Raw genomic sequence first — 20222 nt, 5'->3', positions numbered from 1 at the left:
GTGAGTGGTGCCCAGCCCCGGCAGCAGGCACAGCCACAGCCGCCGCAGGCTCAGCCGCAGGCGGGGCCGCAGCCACCGGCTCAGCCGCCGGGGCCGCAGCCGCCGCCGGCGGGCCCACCTCAGCCGCACCATCCGCCCCGTGCCTACCCGTCGCCGCAGTCGGACGACGTGCAGTCCGGCGGCCACGCTGGTACGGGCGGGGTTGCGGCCGCGGGCGTCGGCACGGGCGCGACGCTGGGCTCGGGCGCGGGCGCCGCTGACGCACGCCGTCTGGCGCGCACCGGGGCGCGTACGGTCCCGCGCACGCGCAAGGCGCGGCTGCGGGTGTCCAAGGCCGACCCGTGGTCGGTGATGAAGGTCAGCTTCCTGCTGTCGATAGCGCTGGGCGTCTGCACGGTCGTGGCCGTCGCGGTGCTGTGGATGGTGATGGACGCGATGGGCGTCTTCGCCGCCCTCGGCGACACCATCAGCGAAGCGACGTCCTCGGACGACGGCGGCGGCTTCGACCTGCAGCAGTTCCTGTCGCTGCCGCGGGTGCTGCTGTTCACTTCGATCGTGGCGCTGATCGACGTGGTGCTGGCGACGGCCCTGGCGACGCTGGGCGCGTTCATCTACAACCTGTCGGCCGGCTTCGTGGGCGGCGTGGAGGTCACGCTCGCCGAGGACGAGTGAGGCCGGGGACACGGTCCGGGAGCGGCTGCGCGGGAGCCCGTACGGAGGGCCCGTAACCGATTTTGGGGCGGGGCCTGAAGTGCGCTAATCTTTCGGTGCAGCGCGGGGCTATAGCTCAGATGGTTAGAGCGCATCCCTGATAAGGATGAGGCCACAGGTTCAAGTCCTGTTAGCCCCACAGCTCCGGACGGCCCGGGTGGAGACAATCGCCACCCGGGCCGTCCGCTTTGTCAGAGGGTGCCGTTGGGTATCATCGGGCGCCAAAGGTCCCAACGTCTAAGAATGACGAGGTAGCGCGGTGAAGAAGCTTCTCCTGGTCGCACTGGCCGCCATCGGCGGGCTCCTCGTGTACCGCCAGATCCAGGCGGATCGCGCCGAGCAGGATCTGTGGACGGAGGCGACCGACTCCGTGCCCGCAGGCTCGGGTGTGTGAGCTGCTGGAAAGTTCGGCCACGAGGCCCTGACCGCCGAGCGCGGTCGGGGCCTCGTCGCGTGTGCGGTGCCCGGCTGTGAGGCACCGCGGCCGGGCGCTGTTGCGGTACCGTGACGCCCTCCCCCTTGAAATGTGCTCTTGCAAAGAAATACGGTGCCTGAGCAAAGCTTCCGGAACGGCCGGGGTGCGAGGGGGCGGACATGGCACAACACCGTATGGCAAGGGTGGTTACGGCGCTCGGTGGGGCGCTGCTCGCCGTGACGGGCGGCGGAACAGCGGCAGTTGCGGCACCGGAGGGGCCCGCGGCGGTTGCGGATGACAACGGTTCGGGCAGCGGGCCCGAGAGCGGTTCGGACAGCGGCCGTACCCGCAGCGGCAGTTCCCCCGCGGCCGCGGCCGCGTCCGACGGCCGTACGGGCAGCGGGAGTTCCACCGTCATGGTGCTCGACTCGTCCGGCTCCATGGCCGACGGCGACGGCGCCGGCAGCACCCGTATCGCCGCCGCGCGCAAGGCAGTCGGCACCGTCGTCGACGGGCTCCCCGACGGCCACCCCACCGGGCTCCGCGTCTACGGCGCCGACAAGCCGCGCGGCTGCGAGGACACCCGCCTCGTCACGCCCGTACGGCCACTGGACCGGGCCGGCATCAAGGCGTCCGTCGCCGCCGTCGAGCCCAAGGGCGACACCCCCATCGGGCTGTCCCTGCGCAAGGCCGCCCAGGACCTGCCCGCGGCCCCCGAAGGCGCCATCGGCCGCCGCAGCATCCTGCTGATCTCCGACGGCGAGGACAACTGCGGCGCACCCGAGCCCTGCAAGGTCGCCGCGCAACTCGGCGCGAAGGGAGTCGATCTGCGCATCGACACCATCGGCTTCCAGGTACGCGGCAAGGCACGCGAGCAGCTGGAGTGCGTCGCGGAGGCCGGGCACGGCTCGTACTACGACGCGCCCGACGCCAAGGCCCTCGCCCGGCAGCTGGAACGGGCCGCGCGGCTGTCCTCCGACGGCTACCGCTTCAAGGGCACCCGCATCACCGGCGGCGGCAGCGCGGCACGGGCCGAACCGGTGGGCGCCGGGCAGTACCTGGACACCATCGGGCCGGGCGAGACCCGCTGGTACGAGGCCGAGCTGGACGCAGCGTCCACCGCCGAGTTCGCCGCCACGGCGGTGCCCCAGCCGGGCGTGCCCGTCGCGTTCGGCGACGGGCTGGAGGTGACGCTCGCCGGCACCGGCGAGTACGCGCCGACCTGCGAGCGGAACACCGTCTCGTTCGGCCAGGACGAGGGCGCCCACCCGCTCACCGGCGCCGCCGCGCGCATCCCGTCCGCGGACGGCGGCGGCAGCTGCGACAAGGCCGGCACGTACCACTTCGCCGTGACCCGGAAGAGCGAGGCGTCCTCCGACCGCGCCCGCTGGCCGCTGGAGATCCGCCACACCACCGAGGAGCCGCTGCGCAAGGGCGTCACGCCCGCCCAGTCCGCACCGGAGTACGGGGCCGGCGGCAAGGACGCGCGGCTGCCCACCGGCGCCCCCGAGACGACGCACGGCGGCACCGGCTTCAACGACGCCGCGAAGCTCGGCAAGGGCGTCTGGAAGGACACCCTGCTGCCCGCACAGACCCGCTGGTACCGGGTGCCGGTCGGCTGGGGCCAGCAGGTGCGCTACGACGTGGAGTTCGCCAACGAGCCCACACTGGACGAGGACACCTCCGCGCTGTCCTTCGTACGCACCGACGTCTACTCCCCCGGCCGCCACCCGGTGGCCGACGGCGCCGAGTTCACACCGCGTACCACGTACACGGGCGAGCCGACCGCCGTGTCGCACGGCACCGTCCCCGTGTCCTGGACCAACCGCTACGAGACGAGCGGCGGCGTCACCCCCGTACACCGGAACGGCGACTACTACATCGCCGTCACGCTCGGCGCCGAGGCCGCCCGTATCGCCGAGAACGCGGCGGTCGGCGTGATCCTCCGCGTCGACGTGAAGGGGCGGCAGAAGACCGGCCCGCAGCACAACGCGCCGCCCGTACGGGACGCGGCCGGCGGCGGCGACCGCGAGGAGAACGGCACCGGGGCGGGCGACGGCGGCGGCGACGGTGCAGGATGGTCCGGTCCGGTCGTCGCCGCGGTCGCCGGCGGTACGGGTGTCGCGCTGCTCGGCGGACTGGCGGCGGCGTACGTACGGGCCCGGCGCGGGCGCGGCGCACCGGCAGCCGCGGGCGCGTGGGCAGGCGCAGGCGTGCACGCCGGAACGGACAGCGGAACAGGCAGCGGAACAGGCACAGGTACGGGGACAGGCCCGGAGGACTCGACAAGGGGAGGCGCGTGGTGATGCGGCGCACGACGAGAGGCGGCGTGGCCGCGGCGGCCGCGCTGTGCGCGGTGGCGGCACTGCCGGGCACGGCGACGGCGGACCCGGGCGACCTGCCCGCCTACCGCACGGCCGACGACACGGAGCCCCGCAAGGGCACCGCCAGCAGCGCCGACGGACCGCGGCTCGCGAAGGGCGGCACGTACTCCGACGAGATCGGGCCGAGTGAGAAGAAGTACTACAGCGTCGAGCTCGACGCGAAGTCCACTCCCTGGCTGTCCGCGGTCGCGCAGCCCAAGCCCGGCAGCAAGGTCGCGTTCGCCGAAGGGCTCACGCTCACCCTCGAGGCCACCGACGGCACCGAATGCGCCAGCAACGACGTCGACTTCGGCGCCGACGGCGCGGCACGCCCGCTCGCCGTCAACGTCGCCCGCGTCACCGAGCCGGACGGCGACTGCCAGGAGCCCGGCGTCTACAACCTCTCCGTCGAACGCGCCGCCGAAAGCACCTCCGACCCCTCCAAGTGGCCGCTGGAACTCCGCTTCATGCAGGAACCCGGCCTGAAGAACGTCACCTCCACCAGCCCGCCCGAAGAGGGCGACCTGCCGACCGGCGCGCCTGACCTGCCCACCGGCGAAGCCCGGGACATCAAGGGCGGCACCGGCTTCAACGACGCCGCCGGCATGGACGCGGGCGTGTGGAAGGACCGGCTGCGGCCCGGCGAGACCCGCTGGTACCGGGTGCCGGTCGACTGGGGCCAGCAGCTGGTGATGAGCGCCGAGTTCGGCACCACCCAGACCACCGACGACACCGCCTACGCCGGCGACGGCGTACGCGTCGACCTCTACAGCCCCGCACGCGGCCACATCGGCGGCGAAGGCGCCATGTACAGCGCCGACGAACCGGAGCAGGTGCCCGCGGCCGCGCACCCGGTCACGTACCTCAGCCGGTACTCGTACGGCGACGCCGCCGCGAACGCGTCCGTCGCGGGCTGGTACTACGTGTCCGTGCATGCGCACGCCGAGGTCGGCAAGTTCGCCAAGGGGGCCGTGCCGGTCACCCTGCGCACCACCCTGAAGGGCAAGCCGAAGGCGGCGCCCGCCTACGACGGCGACGCGACCGAGGCCGGCTTCGGCGTCACCGGCGACGACAAGGAGCAGGCCGAGAAGGGCCAGACCGCGGCCCAGGCGGACGAGGGCGACAACCTGAAGCTCGTCGCGTACGCCGGGATCGGCGCGGGCACCGTGCTCATCGCGGGGCTGGCCGTGTGGACGCTCACCGCGAGGCGGCGGGCGGCGGCTGCGGGCGGTGCGCCGGGCGCGCCGGTACCGGGGGCCGGGACGGGGCCGCAGGGGCCGGGCGGGGGCTGGGGCCAGCAGCCGCCGCAGGGCTGGGGCTAGGGGCGTACGGGGTCCGCGTACGGGACCGGGCCGCGCGTACGGGTCCGGGCCGCGTACGGGTCCGGACCGCGGGTCCCGTGTTCCGCGTTACGAGGCGGTGAGCGCCCAGACGCCCACCGCGAGGCAGATCACCGCCACGATCAGCACCGGGATCGCCACCTTCGGGGGCGGTCCCGGTCGCCGTACGGGCGCGGGGGCACCGGCACCTCCGGGGTAGGCGGCCGCGGCCTGTGTGGCCGGGCCGGTGGGCGTGGCCGGACCGGTGGCGGCGACGGGCGCAGCGGGCGCCTGCCGCGCCCCGTACGGGTCGTACGGGCGGGTCGGCGTCGCCGGTGTGTCCGGCGCGCCGGAGGCGGGCGGCGGCGTCACGGGAGGCGCGGCAGGCGGTGCGGAGGGCGGCGTCGCGGGCTGCTCAGGCGGCGGCCCGCCGAACGCGCCCTGCGGAGGCGGCAGATGGAAGCTGTCCGTCCCCTGCCCCGTCCCCTGCACCTGCCCCTGCCCGTACGGCGGTGTGCCCGCGGGCGCACCGGCGGGCGCGGCCGCAGCCGGCGGCGCCGACCCGCCCACGGGCCCGTCCGGCCCGAACCCCTGCGGCAGCGGCCCGAGATGGTCGAAGACCTCCACGACCTCCTGCTCCAGCGTCCCGTCCCCGCCCAGCATCTCCGCCGCCCCCGCGAGCGCCTTGCGCGCACCCGTGGCCGTACGGAACCGGTTCTGCGGATCGGGCTGCAGCAGCGTCCCGAGCACCTGCCACAACGGCTCCGGCACCCGCTCCGGCGGGCTCTGTACGCCGCCCCGCTTGAAGCGCTCCATCAGCTCCATCGAGTCGGGCTTCTGCCCGGACAGCATGAACAGCCCCACCAGACCGACCGCGAACAGGTCCGCGGTGAAGTCCGGTTCGGCGCCCATCATCTGCTCCGGCGCGAAGTAACCCGGAGTGCCCACCACGTAGTTCGTCTCGGTCAGCCGCGGCTCGCCCTTGCGCATGGAGATGCCGAAATCTGACAGGCGCACATGCGGGCGGCCTGTGCCCGTCGGCTCCAGCAGGATGTTGGCGGGCTTGATGTCCCGGTGCACCACGTCCTCCGCGTGCACCGCCGTCAGCCCCGCCAGCAACTGGTCCAGCAGCACGCACACGAACGACGGCGGCAACGGCCCGTAGTCCCCGATGAGATGCGCCAGCGAACCCCCGCTGACCAGATCCATGGTGAACAGGACCTTGTCGTCGTCCGCCGCCCAGCTGGCCGGCGCCAGCACATGCGGGTGATCGATACGCAGCGCCTGCTCCCGTACGAAGCGCAGCAGCGTGTGCGCGTCGCTCTGCTGAAGCACCTTGGCGGCCACGTACCGCTTACGCCGGTGGTCCCAGGACCGCCAGACCTCGCCGGCACCGCCGCGCCCGATCGGATCCACCAGCTCGTAGCGTCCCGCGAAGATCTCGCCCATTCAGCTCTGGTGCTCCTCGTAGTGCTTCACCGCGTCCGACGTGCGGCCCGCCCCGTACACCCGCAGAAACTCTGCCAGTTCGGGATGAGACGGCGCCAGCGCCGCGGACGCCTCGATGATGTCCGCCGCGTCCGACACCGACCGCAGCAGCGACTGGATCTCCCGCACCACCCGCTTCACCGGCGTCTGCGTGGCGCCCGACGACGCCGTCTGTGACGTGTTGTTGAGCACACTCCCCCCGGCCGTACGCCGGATCTCGTCCATACGCTGCGTAGCGTCTCCGGCACTCACATCGCCCCGTGCCACATCCGCCGAGAGGTCCTGCAACGCCTGCACCCGCTGCACGACCGCCGGATTGCCGATCTTCGCCCGCTGCCCGCTCATCAACTGGGAGAGCATCGGCGCGGACAACCCCAGCACGGTGGCGAGTCGGGCCTGGTTCAACCCCAGGTCGTCGATCAGCCGGCGGAAGAGCGTCCCGAGGGGCTCCCCGTACCACTGGCTCTGCAGCTCCTGCGCCTTGGCAGCTGCTTCCTGCTGTGCTGCGTCCATCACGTCTCTCCCCTGGACTCCCCGGTGGTGTCGCTTCGCTGGCGCGAACTTGCCGTGCATCCTACGGAGGGTGATGGCCATGGGGCGATACCCGGTCGGAATTCGTCCGCGGGACCCGGTACTCTGGTGGCCAGCGGGGCCTTAGCTCAGTTGGTAGAGCGCCGTCTTTGCATGGCGGATGTCAGGAGTTCGACTCTCCTAGGCTCCACACGCGCGACCTGCGCGGGGGTTGCTTCGGCGGCTCCCGCGCCTCGTCGTGGCCATGGCCCTGGCCATGAATAGGTTCCTCAGCCATGACGAAGGCTGCAAAGCACCGCCGAGAGCGCGGCAGCATCCGCCCCCACGGGAACGGCTTCCAGACCCGTGTCTACGCCGGCCTCGACCCGCTCACCAAGAAGCCCATCTACCTCTACGAGCAGGCCGACGACTGGGGCGAAGCCGAGAAGGCCCGCACCCGCCTCCTCTCCCAGGTCGACGAACAGCGCCACCCGAAAAGCAAGATCACCGTAGGGCAGGCCATCGACCAGTGGCTGGCCGTCGCACGCCTCGAAGAGGTCACCCGCGAACGCTACGAGTGCGCGATCCGCCTCTACATCAAGCCAGCCCTCGGCGATACCGCCGCGGCGAAGCTCCATCCACAGACTGTGGAACTCCTCTACGCCCGCCTGGGGCGCTGCCGCGACCAGTGCGAGGGCAGACTGAACGGCCGCACCGACCCCGACACCGGCACGCGCCACATGTGCGCACCGCTGTCCAACGGTTACCTCCGCAAGCTGCACTACATCCTCCGGCCCGCCCTCGAACGCGCCTTCCGATGGGGCTACCTCACCCGCAACCCCATGGACCTCGTGGACTCCCCACCCGAGGACGACCCTGAGCCCGATCCGCCTTCCAACGCCGAGGTCGCCACCCTCCTGAACCACGCCTGGCACCGTGACCCGGACTGGGCGACTCTGCTCTTCCTGGTCGCCGTCACCGGCTTCCGCCGCGGCGAGCTGTGCGCGCTCCGCTGGATGAACGTCGACTTCGACGCCGGCGTGCTCTCCGTGCGCCGCGCCACGAACAAGCGCAACCGGCTCAAGAAGACCAAGACCAAACGCATCCGCCGCGTGGCCATCGACCCCATCACCGCCGACCTGCTCCGCGCTCACCTGGAACGCCAACGCAGGCGCGCCGCAGCTTTCGGCGCCGAGATCAGCCAGGCGTGCTTTGTCTTCTCGCTCGAGCCAACAGCCGCCGAGCCGATGAAGAAGAACACCGTGACCCAGCGGTACGGCCGTGACGCTCACCGCCAGGGCCTCCGCAGCAGTCGCATGCAATCGCTGCGCGACTACTCCGTCACCGAGCTCATCGTCGCCGGAGTCGACCTCCGCACGGTCTCGGACCGACACGGCCACAGCGCCGGCGCCACGACTCTCCGGCACTACGCAGCCTGGGTCGAGGAAGCCGACCGCCGCGCCTCCGAAATCCTCCCCGGCCGGCTTCCCGGGCCCAACGACACCCCACCCCCGCAACGCGAGCTTGCGACGTGGGAGAAGGTCGCTGCCGAGCTGCGCGAAGCCATCCAGGACGGCGTCATGCTGCCAGGCTCCCGCTTCCCCACCCTCGACGACCTGGCGGGCACCTACGAGATCTCCCACGGCACCGCGCCCTTGCCCAGCTCAAGAAGGAGGGCCTCGTCGACGCTGGCCGCGGGCGCGGAGCGACGGTCCGCTCGCCGCATGACAGTCGAGAACCCGCCACGTCGTGACGCTACTCAACGTGACAGAGATACCCTCCGGTGCCCTCTTCGGAGGGCGTCGGCCTCAACTCGTTCAGTTCATTCAGGGGAAATCGCTGACCTGCGGAAACGCGCTCAGGGGAGACGACAGGGCTGAGTCAGGGCATTCAGGGGAATTGCCGTTTCCCCTGAACGCCTCCACGGGAGCAAAACACCAGGTCAGCCAATTCCCCTGAATGAACTGAACGACCTCTGGGCCTGGGGCCGGGGAAGTAGGTAGCCGCCCACGCTCAGTAACGGCGAGATGTGGCTGGTCTGTGACCGACCATGACGTTCCTCTCCTGCCCTAGTCAGGCCAGCCAGGGCTCCCCACGCCGCATCACGCCGCCCGCCGGGATGCCCGCATCTCGGTGATCTGATCAAGGGGGTAGGGCGCCCGACTACGCTGCCCGAGGGGTGGAACCGTGCCAGCGTCCGCTGCGGCCTAAGTCCCGCAGCGTAGAGAAGCTGAGATCCGTGGGCTCGGTTGCCCGCTCCCTGTGTCGCGAGGGCCGCCCTTGGATATCTGGCCAGGGCGGCCCATTCGTTCTGCGTGAAGGGCTACTGCACGTGCGCGGCGTCCACGCTGTCGTCAATGCGGAACTTGACGCCGGTGGTCTGGCCGGCCACGGCGTCTGGATCGATCAGGTCCACGAACTCAGCGAGCTTGTTGTAGAGCCTGCCGCAGCGGGCGGAGTCCGCGACGTTATCCTCGTCCGCCTCGTCGTGTAGCGCGCCCAGGAGTTGGGTGAGGTTGTGCCCGGAAAGGATCACCTCCTGCATCCCGTGCCGGACTTTCCCGTCGGAGATCTTTTTGATTCGCCCGTCTGGCAAGTTCGGGTCCACAGCGAAGGCCCGTACTTCGGCGCTGTTCGGAGCGTATCGAACATAGAGGGGCCCGCCGTAGGTGCTCTGGGTCCAGGCTGGCTGCCACTGGCCGAAGGCCCGGGTGGCCATGAAGGTCCATGTGTCCTCGTGGCAGACCAGGGTCAAGTAAGAGACACCGGCCGCTGCCTTGAGGTTCTCGTTGTGCGTGGCCAGGGCGGTGGTGTTCTCCATGATCGCTTTCTGTCTCGCGGTCCGGTCCTCCTCCCGCCAGCGCTTCTCCTGCTCCCATTCATCCAGCTTGATCTGCCGCTTCATGGCCTGGTTGGCTCGATACTCCTCACGCCACGCCTTGAACACTCGCCCTCCCGATCGTCACTGAAAGTGAGTCGAGTATGCCGGTGTGTGTCCGCAGTCCGGTAGTGGCAGTCCGGCCGCCGACCGCGACGGGTGGGAGTACGGGATGGGATCAGGCTCAGGAGTCGAACTCGCCTTGAGGGGGTGGGGACGACGCCACCGTCACCATGCTGCACACTGCATAACCAGTGTCCACCACCCCGCCGGAGCGTACGCCGCTTGTCATTAAGGGTGAGCACAGTGATCGCGTGCTGGTTGTGGCCGATCATAGGGACGGCGAGGCATGTTCGATGATGGCATCGCCTTGTCGTTGTGGTCGTAAACCTGGGCGGCGCCAAGAGGATCGCGGCACTCCGGCGAAGGCGCGGGTGAGCGCCAACTCCGCCGACCTCCAAGAGCAGCGCATGGTGAACGGCTTGGGCGCGGTGTTGTACCACCGTGCAGCCGCGGTCAGGAGCAGCCGGTGAACGGCCCGTAGGTTCGGTCCCATGGGCCGTTCGACTGGTTGTCTGGTTTCTACTCCGGGGGCGGGGTCACTAGCTTGGCGACGGCGGGGTCGACGTTCGGAGCGCAGTTGAGGGTCGGCAGGTCGTGTCCGCTCAGGCCGTTCATCTCCATCGCGGCTTGGCTGAACAGGTGGGCTGCTTGCACGGACTGTCCTTCGGCCACGGTGGCGTAGAACCGTGCGGCGTAGTTGACGGCGTCGCCGTCGTCGATGGTGTCGGACATGCCGATGGCGAACGGGACCGTATCGATGAGCTTCATGGCCTGCGCGGCGGAGTCGCAGGAGTTGAGCAGGACCAGCAGCGGCTTGTCGTCTACAGCCGCGATGGCCCGGGCGAAGGCGTCGGCGTTGACGATGGCGCTTTCGTGGAAGTCGTCTTCGTCCTTCTCGAATGCGATCAAGTTCTCGGCGCTGTGCCCGGAAAAGTGCACTACGTGCGGACGGAACCGGGGCAACGCGTCGAGGAAGACCGCCGTCGTCGCGGCCGGATGAACTTCCAGCTCGACCAGGTCACGGTGTGTGGCGGCCTGCACGGCGGCGCGGATCCGCTGCTGCTCCCTCCCAACCCGCAAGTCGCCTTCGGACGAGGCACCCAGCAGCAGGATCCGTAGCTTCTCAGGTCTCGGCGCTCGAATTTCCTCCAGCATCGTGGACACTTGCCCCTCTGTCGTCGACAAACGGCCTTCGATCTCCTGCTGCGCTAAGGCTGCGCGACGTTCCGCCTGCTCCTGTTCCCGCTGGCGGACCTTGTCTGCCGCAGCACGCTCGGCTGCCTCTGCCTTGGCGAGTTTGGCTTCCAGCCCGCCGATCTCCTTTAGGAAGCGGGCGACCTTGCCGTCCCAGGTGCTGGCAGATTTGCTGGCAGCTGTAGCAGCGGCCTCGTGACGACTCGCCTCTCGCTGCTTACTCGCCGCCATGCTGCCGCTCTTCTTCCCCGCAGCCTCCCGGGCCTTGTTGGCGGCCGTCCGTTTGTCCGACTCCTTCTTCCGGAACTCCCCCGCCTTCTTCTGTGCTCCCGCGAGGTCCTTCCGTCTCTGCTCCAGTTGGCGCCGGTATATAGCCGTGCTCATGGCAAGACACCCCTTTTTCCTCAAAAGGTAACACCAGTCCTCTGACGGTCATACAGTGCAACACAACCAGAATTGGGGTGAGTTGGCCGTCGCCACCGACTACCCGTCGGGTGGTGAGGCAGTCATGCGGCACTCCGGAGAAGCTCGCCGAACAACTCGCCCGGCACGGCCAGCTCGCCGCCCTCTCGCCCGAAGGCGAGCTCATCGACCACATCGCGGGCCGCTACAGTGCCCTCGCCAACACCGCCCCCGCTCTCCAGCTGCTCCAGGCGCACGGCTACCTTCGGGCAACCCAGCCTCAGCGCCGGGGCACGCGTGGCCAACAGCCCGCCGTCACGTATCGCGTCCATCCCACCGTCCACGACGAGGCCGCACGCCAGCCGTGATGCTCGACAGCAAGCCGCAAGGTGTCGTGGTGAGCCCTCCACACATGTAGCACCGTCGTACGGAAGAGCCGAGCACCTCGAACGGCCGTCCCGCAGCGGGCTCAGACAGCTAACCAACAGCATGGCCAACGGAGTTGGACTAACGCTTGCCCATTCGGCAGAATGTGCTGCGGCACCGCGTGGTGCTGCGGCGTCCGAGTGCTGACCATGACCAAGTCGGTGCGCGACTCAGGGTTCGGAGTGAAAGGCGTCGCGACGAACTCCGTACGGGGGGCTGGCCCTGGTGCCGGTCGGAGGGCGCGCCCAACAGCGAACTTTGTTGAGGGGAAACGACGCACGACGAACCCTTCGATGCGTCGTGGCGCCCGTGTTCGACATTCTGAGTTCTGCTCTGCCCGAGTTCCTTGGTTCACTCGGTGCCGCCCTCACATTGGCTGTGGCTGACCGAGCCGCGCGTGCTCGGCGTCGGCGTCGGATCCGAGCCCGTAGGGAGGACCCTGAGTAGAGGAAACGCGGGCTTCGGCTTCGCGGGTGAATTGCCCGGCCGCTGCTGCCACCGTGGTTCTGTAAGGCCAACCCTGAGCCCGCGGCAACGCAAGCCGTGTCTCTGGGGTCATTCTTGCGTCCGTCGCCATTCCCAGGCGCTCAGTCGCGGCCATGGTTTTGGCCGTGAAACTCCGGCGAAACGGGGCCCCACAGGTGTCTTCGGGGCCATACTCGCTGCCGAAGTTGCAGGTAGAAGCCGTGAGCTACGGCGGCGGGCGCGTTTGCATGGCGGATGTCAGGAGTTCGACTCTCCTAGGCTCCACAACGGCTCCCGGAGAGGGGCTCCCCAACAGGGGAGCCCCTCTCCCGTCCACCCCGGCGACGACCCGCACTCCGTTCGAGTAAGCAGCGCGCCACACAGGGTGCGCGAAGCGCTTTCTTACGTCATCCGGTCCGCATCGATGGCGGCCAGGTCCTCCGCGAGCCACGGCGGGGCGAACGGGGAGCGGGCCCGTGCGCGGGCGCACGGCAGGCAGCCATGGACGAGATGGCCGGGACCTGAGCCGACCTCGACCACCGCGACCAGCACCCGTTCGTCCACCTGTTCCTTGCACACGGCGCACTCCCCGCCCGGAGACAGCAGCTCATCCGCCGCGGTCACCGCTCACACTCCACGTACTCCAGGAGCGCGGCGCAGTCGCGGGCGAGGTGCCGCAGCTGCACGTGCGCGGACAGCGGGGTGCCGCCGAGACCCTGACCGGCGTGGCGGCGGATGCGGTCGAGGTGCTCATGGTGCCGGCACCAGTCCACCGATCCGCGCCGCAGTGCGCTCATGACCGCTTCGGCGGCAGGCAGCAGCAACTCGACGTACTCCCGGAGCCGTTGCTCAAGGTCGGCCATCTCAGGCCGGGCGGGCAGCGCCAGCGGTCGCAGCGCGCGGTCGACCGTCGCGCGGATCTGTGCAACGTCCTCGGGAGTCGGCGCCGGAGGCGCGAGGGGCTCGCTCATGGTCAGGTCCCATCTGTTCTCTCTGTGTGGCCAGATGGTCGCCGGACGTACCGGGCACAACTGCCACAGCCTGTGGCAGTCCCGCCGCGCATTCAGATGACGCGACACCAGTCGGCGAAATGCGACAGCTCCTCGCGGGCCGCTCGCTTCAACCGCCGCAGCGTGGCGATGTCCTCCCGGACCCACTGGTGGTCACGGGCATGCTGCGGGGCGATGCGGCGAGCCGTCTTCAGCGACTCGAACGCCTCGTCACGCAGTCCGGACCAGAGCTGGGCGCGCCCGACCTCCACGTGGAACGACGAACGCCGCTCAGCCGGGAGATCCTGCGGCGGCACCCACTCGCGGGCGATGGCCAGTGCTCGCCGCAGATGATCGTTCCCGAGACCGACCGACACCGACACCTCGTGAATCCGCACCGAGGACGGCCCGAACGCCGTTCCCGCGTACACGTCCTCGGGAACGGTGTCCCCCAGCCGACGGGCCTCGCCCAGGTGCCGTTCTGCGCCGTCCGCGTCACCAGCCCGTCCCGCAAGCACGGCGGCCCGCATGTGCAATGCGCCCCGGGCCGCCCTGGCCTCCGGCGAGTCCGCCGCGGGAGTACGGTCGATCGCCGCCTCGAGCACTTGCAGTCCGGCGGCGTGCGCGCCAGCCGCGAAGAACGTCTCTCCCCGTACGTAGGCAGCGGCGGAATCCAGCAGGGGGTCCCCGGACTGCGTGGCCGCCCAGCGCATCAACTCGACGAGCCGGGCGGAGAGATCATGCGCGCCCGCCTTGTACGCGACGGCATCAGCAGCCCGGTACGCGGCGGTGAGCAGCTCCGCCAGCTCAGCACGCTCCCCGCCGTCCCGCGCCTTGTGCAGCGCCCGCTGCAGCTCCCCCAGCAACTCCGGGGCTCGCTGGGCGAGACGGAGGTACTGAGACCCCAGTCGCCACGACACCGCCTCGGCAACCGCAGTGCGCAGCGCGTCCAGCGGGCGCACCGGCCCGTCCTCCGGCACGTCGTACGTGGCGACCACAGCCGACAGCCCGGGGAGCGCCGCCTGCATGCGGGAGTCGCCGGTGACCCGTTCTCCCCGCAGCCGCGACGGGTCGACGCCGAGCGCCGCCGCGAGCGCGTCCAGCACCTCGTCGCCCGGCGTCCGGGCACCGCGCTCCACAGCGCGGACCATTCCGTACGACACGTCCGACGCTGCGGAGAGATCGCGCTGAGTCATGCGGGCGAGGCGCCGGGCGGTGGCGATGCGGTGCCCCACCTCCACGGCTCGGGGTGCGGCCATTCCGGCCTCCGTTCCGAGCGGCTACCCCGGACGTTACCCATCGCCGTACGTCGTCCACACCGGTTCCCGGCGTGTCAGGCGGCGGGCTACCGGCCTGTGAGCGCGGCGAGTTCGTGCAGTGAGTCGATGCGCCAGTCCGCCGCTGCCGCCTCCGCCGTGTCCGCCCACAGGTTGCCCCAGGGGCCGCGGCGCAGGTGTGCGGTGTGGAGGCCGGCGGCCGAGGCCGGGGCCACGTCGTTCGCCGGGTGGTCGCCGACGTACAGGATCCGGCGCGGCTCGGTCCCGGCGGCTTCCGCCACGCGTGCGAAGAACTCGGGGGACGGCTTGGCGACGCCCCACTCGCCCGATGTCGTCACGGTGTCGGCGGGCAGGTCCATGCCGCGCAGCAGCTCCGCGACGCGGGCCGTCTGGTTGCCCGCGACGACCACCCGCAGCCCCGCCTCGCGGAGCCCCGCCAGCGCGGGGCGTGCGTCCGGGTAGAGGTCGCTGTCGTCCAACCGCTCTCCCCGGCCTGCCGCCTCGCGGGCGGCGTACTCGGCCTGGAGGTCGATGCCCGGCCGGAGCATGCGGATCGCGTCGGCGTTGTCGCGGCCCTGCGCGACGACCGCGCCCACCAGCGCGGACAGCGTGTGCCGGGGGAGGCCGAGCCAGTCGGCCCAGTCGGCCCAGTAGCGGTCGTCGCGCGTGAGGGTCTCGCCGATGTCGACGGCGACGGTCGTAATCATCGCGGCCACCCTACGGGCGTACTCGTGCCAGGTGAGGCGTCACAAGGTCACCGGGCAGCCCGGTCTCACTCCGCCCGCACCCGTACGAAGCGCACCGGTCTGTGCGGGCCGCCCGCGGTGATTTCCACCTCCGCCGGCAACGCCGGTTCCACCGGGCGGAGTTCGCCGTGTTCCGGGTCCGAGCGGGCGGGGCCCACGCGGTCCGTGATCGCGTCGCCGACCTGGTGGCGCTGGACCGGGGTGAGCTGCGGGGAGCACAGTACGCGGCGGCCGTCCGTCAGTTGCAGGAGTGCCGCGCGAGGGCGGTCCGCCGGGCCGGTGACAGCGACCAGCAGCGCGTCGTACGACTCGGAGCGGCGGATCTTCAGCCAGCGCGACTGCGGGTCGCCCGGCCGGTAACGGGTCGCCAGGCCGCGGCACACCAGCCCCTCCACCCCCAGCGGTGCCAGCGTCGGCTCCCACTGCTCCGCCTCGCGTCTGACCGTCGTCGCCATCACCTGCTGCAGCGGCGGCCCCGCGTCCCGCAGCACCCCGGTGAGCAGCTCCCACCGCTCCCCCAGCGGCTCCTCGCGTACGTCGCGACCCGGCACCGCCAGCACGTCGAACGCGATGTACGACAGGGCCACCCCGTCCCGTTCCCGCGCGGCGCGGGAGCGCAGCAGCTCCGTGAACGCGAACGCGCCGTCCTTCCACGCGCACAGCTCGCCGTCCAGCACCACACCCGTGGGCAGCGCGGCCACGCCCGCGGCGATCGCCGGGAAGTCCGCCGCCCGGTCCCGGCCGGAACGCGACTGCAGCACCGCGCGTCCGCCGCCGCGCGCGAACGCCACGATGCGCAGCCCGTCCAGCTTGACCGAGTACTGCACGCCGCCGGGCAGCCCGTTGGAGGCCGGTACGGAACGGGCCGCGCGGGGCCGCATCACCTCCACCGGAGGAGACACCACCACCGCGCCGTCGTCGTCGCCCATGCCCGTCCGTGCCGTCCGTGCCGTCGGTTCGTGCGGGTCGTACGGTCCGGTCAGTGAGGCCGTACGGTCAGCCCGTACGCGCCCTCAGCGCGTCTCGTCCCCGCGCCCCGCCTCCGATTCCGCCTGCTTCGCCTCCACCTCGGGGTCCAGCACCGAGGCGTCCGCGGGGTCCGTGCCGGCCGCGCTCTCGCCCGCGCCGAGGCCGCCGCGGTCGCGTACCTCCGTGGCGGGCGGGGGCTCCACCAGCCAGTCCGGGTTCGCCTGCTTGTCCCACCAGCGCCAGGCGGCGTACGCGCCGCCCGCCAGCAGCCCGAGCAGCGCCAGCCGCTTCGCCAGCCGGCCCGTACGGGCACGCCGCGCCCGCTGCCGCGCCAGCCGTTCGATCTCGTCCGGGCTCACCTCGCCGCGCAGCGCCGCCAGGGCGGCCGCACTGCGCTGCCGCGCCTCGTCGCGCGCGGGCCCGGCCGCGGAACGCGCCTCCGCCAGCGCCGACTCCACACGCGGCACGGTGTACTCGGTGGCCTGCCGGGCCGCCCGCCGCGTCTTGCGGGCCGCACGCGTCGCGGTCCGGTCGACCTCGGGCGGCAGCGCACCGCGGGCCTTGCTCAGCCGCGGCCCGACGTGGCTCTCGTAACCGTCCCGCGCGGTGCAGCGCGCCTGCCGCGCCGTGGCCGACACCTTCGGGCCCAGCCGTGCGCCGGCCTCGTGCGCGTACTGCGAGGCGGTCTCCCTGGCCGTCTCCGCGTAGGGGGCCGCTGCCTCCGCGGCATGCCGCACGCTCGCCCTGGCGTTGTCGGCCGCGGCACGTGCGCTGTCGATGCGGGTCACGGGTTCCTCCTCCTCGGTGGTGTGCCTGGCGGTTTCGGAGGGATTCCTCCGAGAAGACACAGTGTCTCGCGTTCCACCCGTTCCGTAGATCATGCCTGGCCGTCGCATTCCCGGCATGCGTGCGGGGGCATCCGGGTCACGGGGGATCCTGGCCGCGCGCGGTCCGTGGGAGGATCGGACGAGTCACTGCAGACAGATGGAAGGTAGATCGTGGCCGAGCAGCTTTACGCCACCCTGAAGACCAACCAAGGCACCATCGAGGTACAGCTCTTCCCGAACCACGCACCGAAGACGGTCAAGAACTTCGTCGAGCTCGCCGAGGGCTCCCGCGAGTGGACCCACCCCGAGACCGGTCAGAAGTCGACCGACAAGCTGTACGACGGCACCGTCTTCCACCGTGTGATCAGTGGATTCATGCTCCAGGGCGGCGACCCGCTGGGCAACGGGACCGGTGGCCCGGGATACGAGTTCGGCGACGAGATCCACCCCGACCTCGCCTTCGACCGGCCGTACCTGCTGGCCATGGCCAACGCCGGGCCCGGCACCAACGGCTCGCAGTTCTTCATCACCGTGGCGCCCACCGCCTGGCTGACCGGCAAGCACACCATCTTCGGTGAGGTCACCGACGAGGCCGGCAAGAAGGTCGTCGACGCCATCGGCAGCACGGCGACAAACCCGCGCACCGACCGTCCGCTCCAGGACGTCGTGATCGAGAACGTCACCATCGAACGCCGCTGACCTCGCGAGAGCGGGCGCCGGCACCGGACGCGGCGCCGGTCCCGGCCGCGCGTCGGGGAATCGGGAACTGATCCGCCCTGCCCGTCCGTAGAACGGGCAGGGCGGATCAGGCTGAAGGGGAGCACCCATGGACCAGCACCAGTCGGTGGTCTGCTACCGGCATCCGGACCGGGAGACCGGCATACGCTGCACGCGCTGCGAGCGGGCCATCTGCCCCGAGTGCATGATTACGGCCTCCGTCGGATTCCAGTGCCCGGAGTGCGTCAAGGGCGGTTCCGGTACGGGACACCCGCCGCACGCGAACCAGCCCCGTACGCTCGCCGGCGCCTCCATCGTGGCGGACCCGCGGCTGGTCACGAAGGTGCTGCTGGCGCTCAACGTCGCGCTGTTCATCGCCGTGCAGACGGCGGGCGACCGGCTCACCGCGGACCTGGTGATGATCGGGCAGTGGCCGCACGACCCCTTCTACCAGCCGACTGAAGGCGTCGCCGAAGGCCAGTGGTACCGCCTGCTGAGCTCGGTCTTCCTGCACCAGGAGATCTGGCACATCGCGATGAACATGCTGGGGCTGTGGTTCCTCGGCCCGCCCCTGGAGGCCGCCCTCGGCCGCCTCCGCTTCCTGGCGCTGTTCCTGCTGTCCGGCCTCGGCGGCAGCACCCTCACGTACCTCATCTCCGACCCGGGCGCTCCCTCGCTCGGCGCGTCCGGCGCGATCTTCGGCCTGTTCGGCGCGACAGCCGTGCTGATGCGGCGGCTGCAGTACGACATGCGGCCGATCCTCATCCTCCTCGCGATCAACCTCGTCTTCACCTTCACCTGGGAGGACATCGCGTGGGAGGCGCACATCGGCGGCCTGGTCGTCGGCGCGCTGATCGCGTACGCCATGGTGCACGCGCCGCGGGAGAAGCGGACGCTCGTGCAGTACGGCACCTGCGGGGCCGTGTTCGCCGTGCTGCTGGCGGTCTGCGTGCTCCGCACACTCGCACTGACGGGCTGACCCGCGGCCGGATCCAGAGGCCGGTCCGCGGCCGGATCCAGCCCGGTCCGCAGCCGGTTTGCCGCCGGCCCGCAGCCGGTTCTCGGCCGCCGGGAGGCCGTACGTCACCCACGCCCCCGAGTTGTCCACAGCTCGCGGCAGATCTTGTGTACGGAGCAGCGAACGCCCGTTCGATCACGTACGGAAGTGCGTTTACCCTGCAAGGCCGGGGTGACCAGGCATGTCGCCGCCCTCAGCGCACGAGGGTGGAGGCGTGGGGCTCAGTTGAGTTATCCACAGATCTTCTGAGTTTTCCAAGGCTGTGGATCAACCTGTGGATAACTCAGGGGGCGGTGGGGCGCCCCGTGAGCTGCTACTTCCACTGCGTGGAGACGACGAACCCGCCCGCGATGAAGCCGAAGCCGACCACGATGTTCCAGTTTCCGAACGCCTCGACCGGAAGCGCGCTGTTCGTCACGTAGAACACGACGATCCACGCCAGGCCGAGCCCGAACAGTGTCAGCATCAGCGGCGCGACCCATCGCCGCCCTCCGCCGCCGCCCAGATCGATCTGGGTCGCCTTCCTCTCCGGCGGCGGCTTGAACTCGTCCTTCTTGCGGATCCGTGACTTCGGCACGAGGGACTCTCCTGTCGATGCGCTTCGTGACCGCGCTGGGTGAATCGTGGGGTCGGTGGTCCGTTAGCGTAGTGCGTCGTAGGGGCGAAGGGAGACAGGGGTACGGTGTCCAATTTTCGCATCAGGCCGGCCCGGCTGGCCACAGCCGGGATCTTCGCCCTCGCCGGACTGATCTTCTGGGTCAGCTGGGACACCGCGGCCGGCACCAACATCCGTACCGACGACTCCATGCTCCGCCTCTCCGACCTCATCCGGGAGCGCAGCCGCAAGAACGGCGACCTCGAGACCTCCGCCGCCGCGCTCCGCTCCCGCGTCGACGCCCTCGCCGAGCGCGACGGCGGCGCCACCGCGGAGGAGGAGCGCGAACTCGCGGCGCTCAAGCGGGCGGCGGGCACCACGAAGGTCTCCGGGGAGGCGCTGACCGTCACCCTGACCGACGCCCCGCCGGACGCCACCCCGCTCGTCCCGGGCGTACCCGATCCGCAGCCCAACGACCTGGTGATCCACCAGCAGGACCTGCAGGCCGTCGTGAACGCCCTCTGGAAGGGCGGCGCCAAGGGCATCCGTGTCATGGACCAGCGGCTGATCAGCACCAGCGCCGTCCGCTGCGTCGGGAACACCCTGATCCTGCAGGGCCGCGTCTACTCGCCTCCGTACAAGGTGACCGCAGTCGGCGACCAGGACGCACTGCGCCGTGCCCTGGACACCGCGCCCGCCGTGCAGAACTACCTGCAGTACGTGGACGCGTACGGCCTCGGCTGGAAGGTCGACGAGCACGGCTCCACGACCCTCCCCGGGTACTCCGGAACGGTCGATCTCCAGCACGCGTCCCCCTTGGAGTGAGCCTCGGCGTGCGCCCCTCGCCGGA

The 20222-nt window shown here is 70.9% G+C and carries 20 protein-coding genes and 2 tRNA genes; 11 read left to right on the top strand and 11 right to left on the bottom strand.

Features of this window, described 5'->3' with window-relative positions; translation table 11 throughout:
* The 5 genes from DVA86_RS13255 (at position 1) to DVA86_RS13240 (ending at position 4811) form a co-directional block, all read left to right on the top strand.
* Positions 1 to 672 (top strand): DUF3566 domain-containing protein, encoded by a 672-nt coding sequence (locus DVA86_RS13255; RefSeq protein WP_208878365.1) that lies wholly within the window; start codon positions 1 to 3, stop codon positions 670 to 672.
* A gap of 104 nt (positions 673 to 776) precedes the next feature.
* Positions 777 to 850, top strand: a tRNA-Ile gene (locus DVA86_RS13250).
* Positions 851 to 970: 120 nt separating this feature from the next.
* Complete coding sequence (locus DVA86_RS34965; protein WP_003958712.1) at positions 971 to 1105, top strand: DLW-39 family protein; 135 nt, start codon at positions 971 to 973, stop codon at positions 1103 to 1105.
* A gap of 215 nt (positions 1106 to 1320) precedes the next feature.
* Positions 1321 to 3432, top strand: coding sequence for a vWA domain-containing protein (locus tag DVA86_RS13245; RefSeq protein ID WP_208878364.1), 2112 nt, complete (start codon positions 1321 to 1323; stop codon positions 3430 to 3432).
* Positions 3432 to 4811 (top strand): hypothetical protein, encoded by a 1380-nt coding sequence (locus DVA86_RS13240; protein WP_208878362.1) that lies wholly within the window; start codon positions 3432 to 3434, stop codon positions 4809 to 4811. Before DVA86_RS13245 ends, DVA86_RS13240 begins: the two co-directional genes overlap by 1 nt.
* 87 nt (positions 4812 to 4898) lie before the next feature.
* Here the strand turns inward: DVA86_RS13240 and DVA86_RS13235 are convergent, their stop codons facing one another.
* The gene (locus DVA86_RS13235) at positions 4899 to 6257 is read right to left on the bottom strand and encodes a serine/threonine protein kinase (RefSeq protein WP_208878361.1); all 1359 of its coding nucleotides are present in this window, start codon (positions 6255 to 6257) and stop codon (positions 4899 to 4901) included.
* Positions 6258 to 6809, bottom strand: coding sequence for a DNA-binding protein (locus DVA86_RS13230; RefSeq protein WP_208884662.1), 552 nt, complete (start codon positions 6807 to 6809; stop codon positions 6258 to 6260).
* 135 nt (positions 6810 to 6944) lie between these two features.
* Between DVA86_RS13230 and DVA86_RS13225 the strand changes: the two genes are divergently transcribed.
* Positions 6945 to 7017, top strand: a tRNA-Ala gene (locus tag DVA86_RS13225).
* Positions 7018 to 7102: 85 nt separating this feature from the next.
* The gene (locus DVA86_RS13220) at positions 7103 to 8686 is read left to right on the top strand and encodes a tyrosine-type recombinase/integrase (protein WP_208878360.1); all 1584 of its coding nucleotides are present in this window, start codon (positions 7103 to 7105) and stop codon (positions 8684 to 8686) included.
* Between the two features lie 443 nt (positions 8687 to 9129).
* On the opposite strand, the gene DVA86_RS13215 is transcribed toward DVA86_RS13220, so the two are convergent.
* Together DVA86_RS13215 and DVA86_RS13210 are read right to left on the bottom strand one after the other, a co-directional pair.
* Positions 9130 to 9753: a hypothetical protein gene (locus DVA86_RS13215; protein ID WP_208878358.1), complete on the bottom strand. Its 624-nt coding sequence runs from the start codon at positions 9751 to 9753 to the stop codon at positions 9130 to 9132.
* Positions 9754 to 10266: 513 nt separating this feature from the next.
* Positions 10267 to 11325 (bottom strand): hypothetical protein, encoded by a 1059-nt coding sequence (locus DVA86_RS13210; protein ID WP_208878357.1) that lies wholly within the window; start codon positions 11323 to 11325, stop codon positions 10267 to 10269.
* A gap of 113 nt (positions 11326 to 11438) precedes the next feature.
* On the opposite strand from DVA86_RS13210, the gene DVA86_RS13205 reads away from it, so the two are divergent.
* Positions 11439 to 11711 (top strand): hypothetical protein, encoded by a 273-nt coding sequence (locus DVA86_RS13205; RefSeq protein ID WP_208878356.1) that lies wholly within the window; start codon positions 11439 to 11441, stop codon positions 11709 to 11711.
* A gap of 925 nt (positions 11712 to 12636) precedes the next feature.
* Here the strand turns inward: DVA86_RS13205 and DVA86_RS13200 are convergent.
* From DVA86_RS13200 to DVA86_RS13175, 6 genes are all read right to left on the bottom strand, one after another.
* On the bottom strand, positions 12637 to 12858 hold the full coding sequence (locus tag DVA86_RS13200; RefSeq protein ID WP_208878355.1) for a hypothetical protein: 222 nt from the start codon (positions 12856 to 12858) through the stop codon (positions 12637 to 12639).
* On the bottom strand, positions 12855 to 13205 hold the full coding sequence (locus DVA86_RS13195; protein WP_208878353.1) for a DUF6415 family natural product biosynthesis protein: 351 nt from the start codon (positions 13203 to 13205) through the stop codon (positions 12855 to 12857). The genes DVA86_RS13200 and DVA86_RS13195 overlap by 4 nt, the downstream gene beginning before the upstream one ends.
* Positions 13206 to 13297: 92 nt before the next feature.
* Positions 13298 to 14482 (bottom strand): helix-turn-helix domain-containing protein, encoded by a 1185-nt coding sequence (locus DVA86_RS13190; RefSeq protein ID WP_208878352.1) that lies wholly within the window; start codon positions 14480 to 14482, stop codon positions 13298 to 13300.
* Positions 14483 to 14568: 86 nt separating this feature from the next.
* On the bottom strand, positions 14569 to 15207 hold the full coding sequence (locus DVA86_RS13185; RefSeq protein WP_208878350.1) for an HAD family hydrolase: 639 nt from the start codon (positions 15205 to 15207) through the stop codon (positions 14569 to 14571).
* Positions 15208 to 15272: 65 nt separating this feature from the next.
* Complete coding sequence (locus DVA86_RS13180) at positions 15273 to 16175, bottom strand: ATP-dependent DNA ligase (protein ID WP_208878349.1); 903 nt, start codon at positions 16173 to 16175, stop codon at positions 15273 to 15275.
* Between the two features lie 84 nt (positions 16176 to 16259).
* A complete protein-coding gene (locus tag DVA86_RS13175; protein WP_208878347.1) occupies positions 16260 to 17003 on the bottom strand; it encodes a DUF5324 family protein in 744 nt (247 codons plus the stop codon).
* Between the two features lie 210 nt (positions 17004 to 17213).
* Between DVA86_RS13175 and DVA86_RS13170 the strand changes: the two genes are divergently transcribed.
* Both DVA86_RS13170 and DVA86_RS13165 read left to right on the top strand, forming a co-directional pair.
* On the top strand, positions 17214 to 17741 hold the full coding sequence (locus DVA86_RS13170) for a peptidylprolyl isomerase (RefSeq protein WP_208878345.1): 528 nt from the start codon (positions 17214 to 17216) through the stop codon (positions 17739 to 17741).
* 127 nt (positions 17742 to 17868) lie between these two features.
* The gene (locus tag DVA86_RS13165; protein ID WP_208878343.1) at positions 17869 to 18738 is read left to right on the top strand and encodes a rhomboid family intramembrane serine protease; all 870 of its coding nucleotides are present in this window, start codon (positions 17869 to 17871) and stop codon (positions 18736 to 18738) included.
* A 352-nt stretch (positions 18739 to 19090) separates the two neighbouring features.
* On the opposite strand, the gene crgA is transcribed toward DVA86_RS13165, so the two are convergent.
* Positions 19091 to 19354 (bottom strand): cell division protein CrgA, encoded by a 264-nt coding sequence (crgA, locus tag DVA86_RS13160; protein WP_208878341.1) that lies wholly within the window; start codon positions 19352 to 19354, stop codon positions 19091 to 19093.
* Positions 19355 to 19459: 105 nt separating this feature from the next.
* Here crgA and DVA86_RS13155 point away from each other — a divergent pair, with 105 nt between their 5' ends.
* Complete coding sequence (locus tag DVA86_RS13155; RefSeq protein WP_208878340.1) at positions 19460 to 20197, top strand: DUF881 domain-containing protein; 738 nt, start codon at positions 19460 to 19462, stop codon at positions 20195 to 20197.
* Positions 20198 to 20222 lie beyond the last annotated feature (25 nt).

The organism is Streptomyces armeniacus (assembly GCF_003355155.1).
GTDB classification, from domain to species: domain Bacteria; phylum Actinomycetota; class Actinomycetes; order Streptomycetales; family Streptomycetaceae; genus Streptomyces; species Streptomyces armeniacus.
This window is presented reverse-complemented; position numbering and strand designations above follow the sequence as displayed.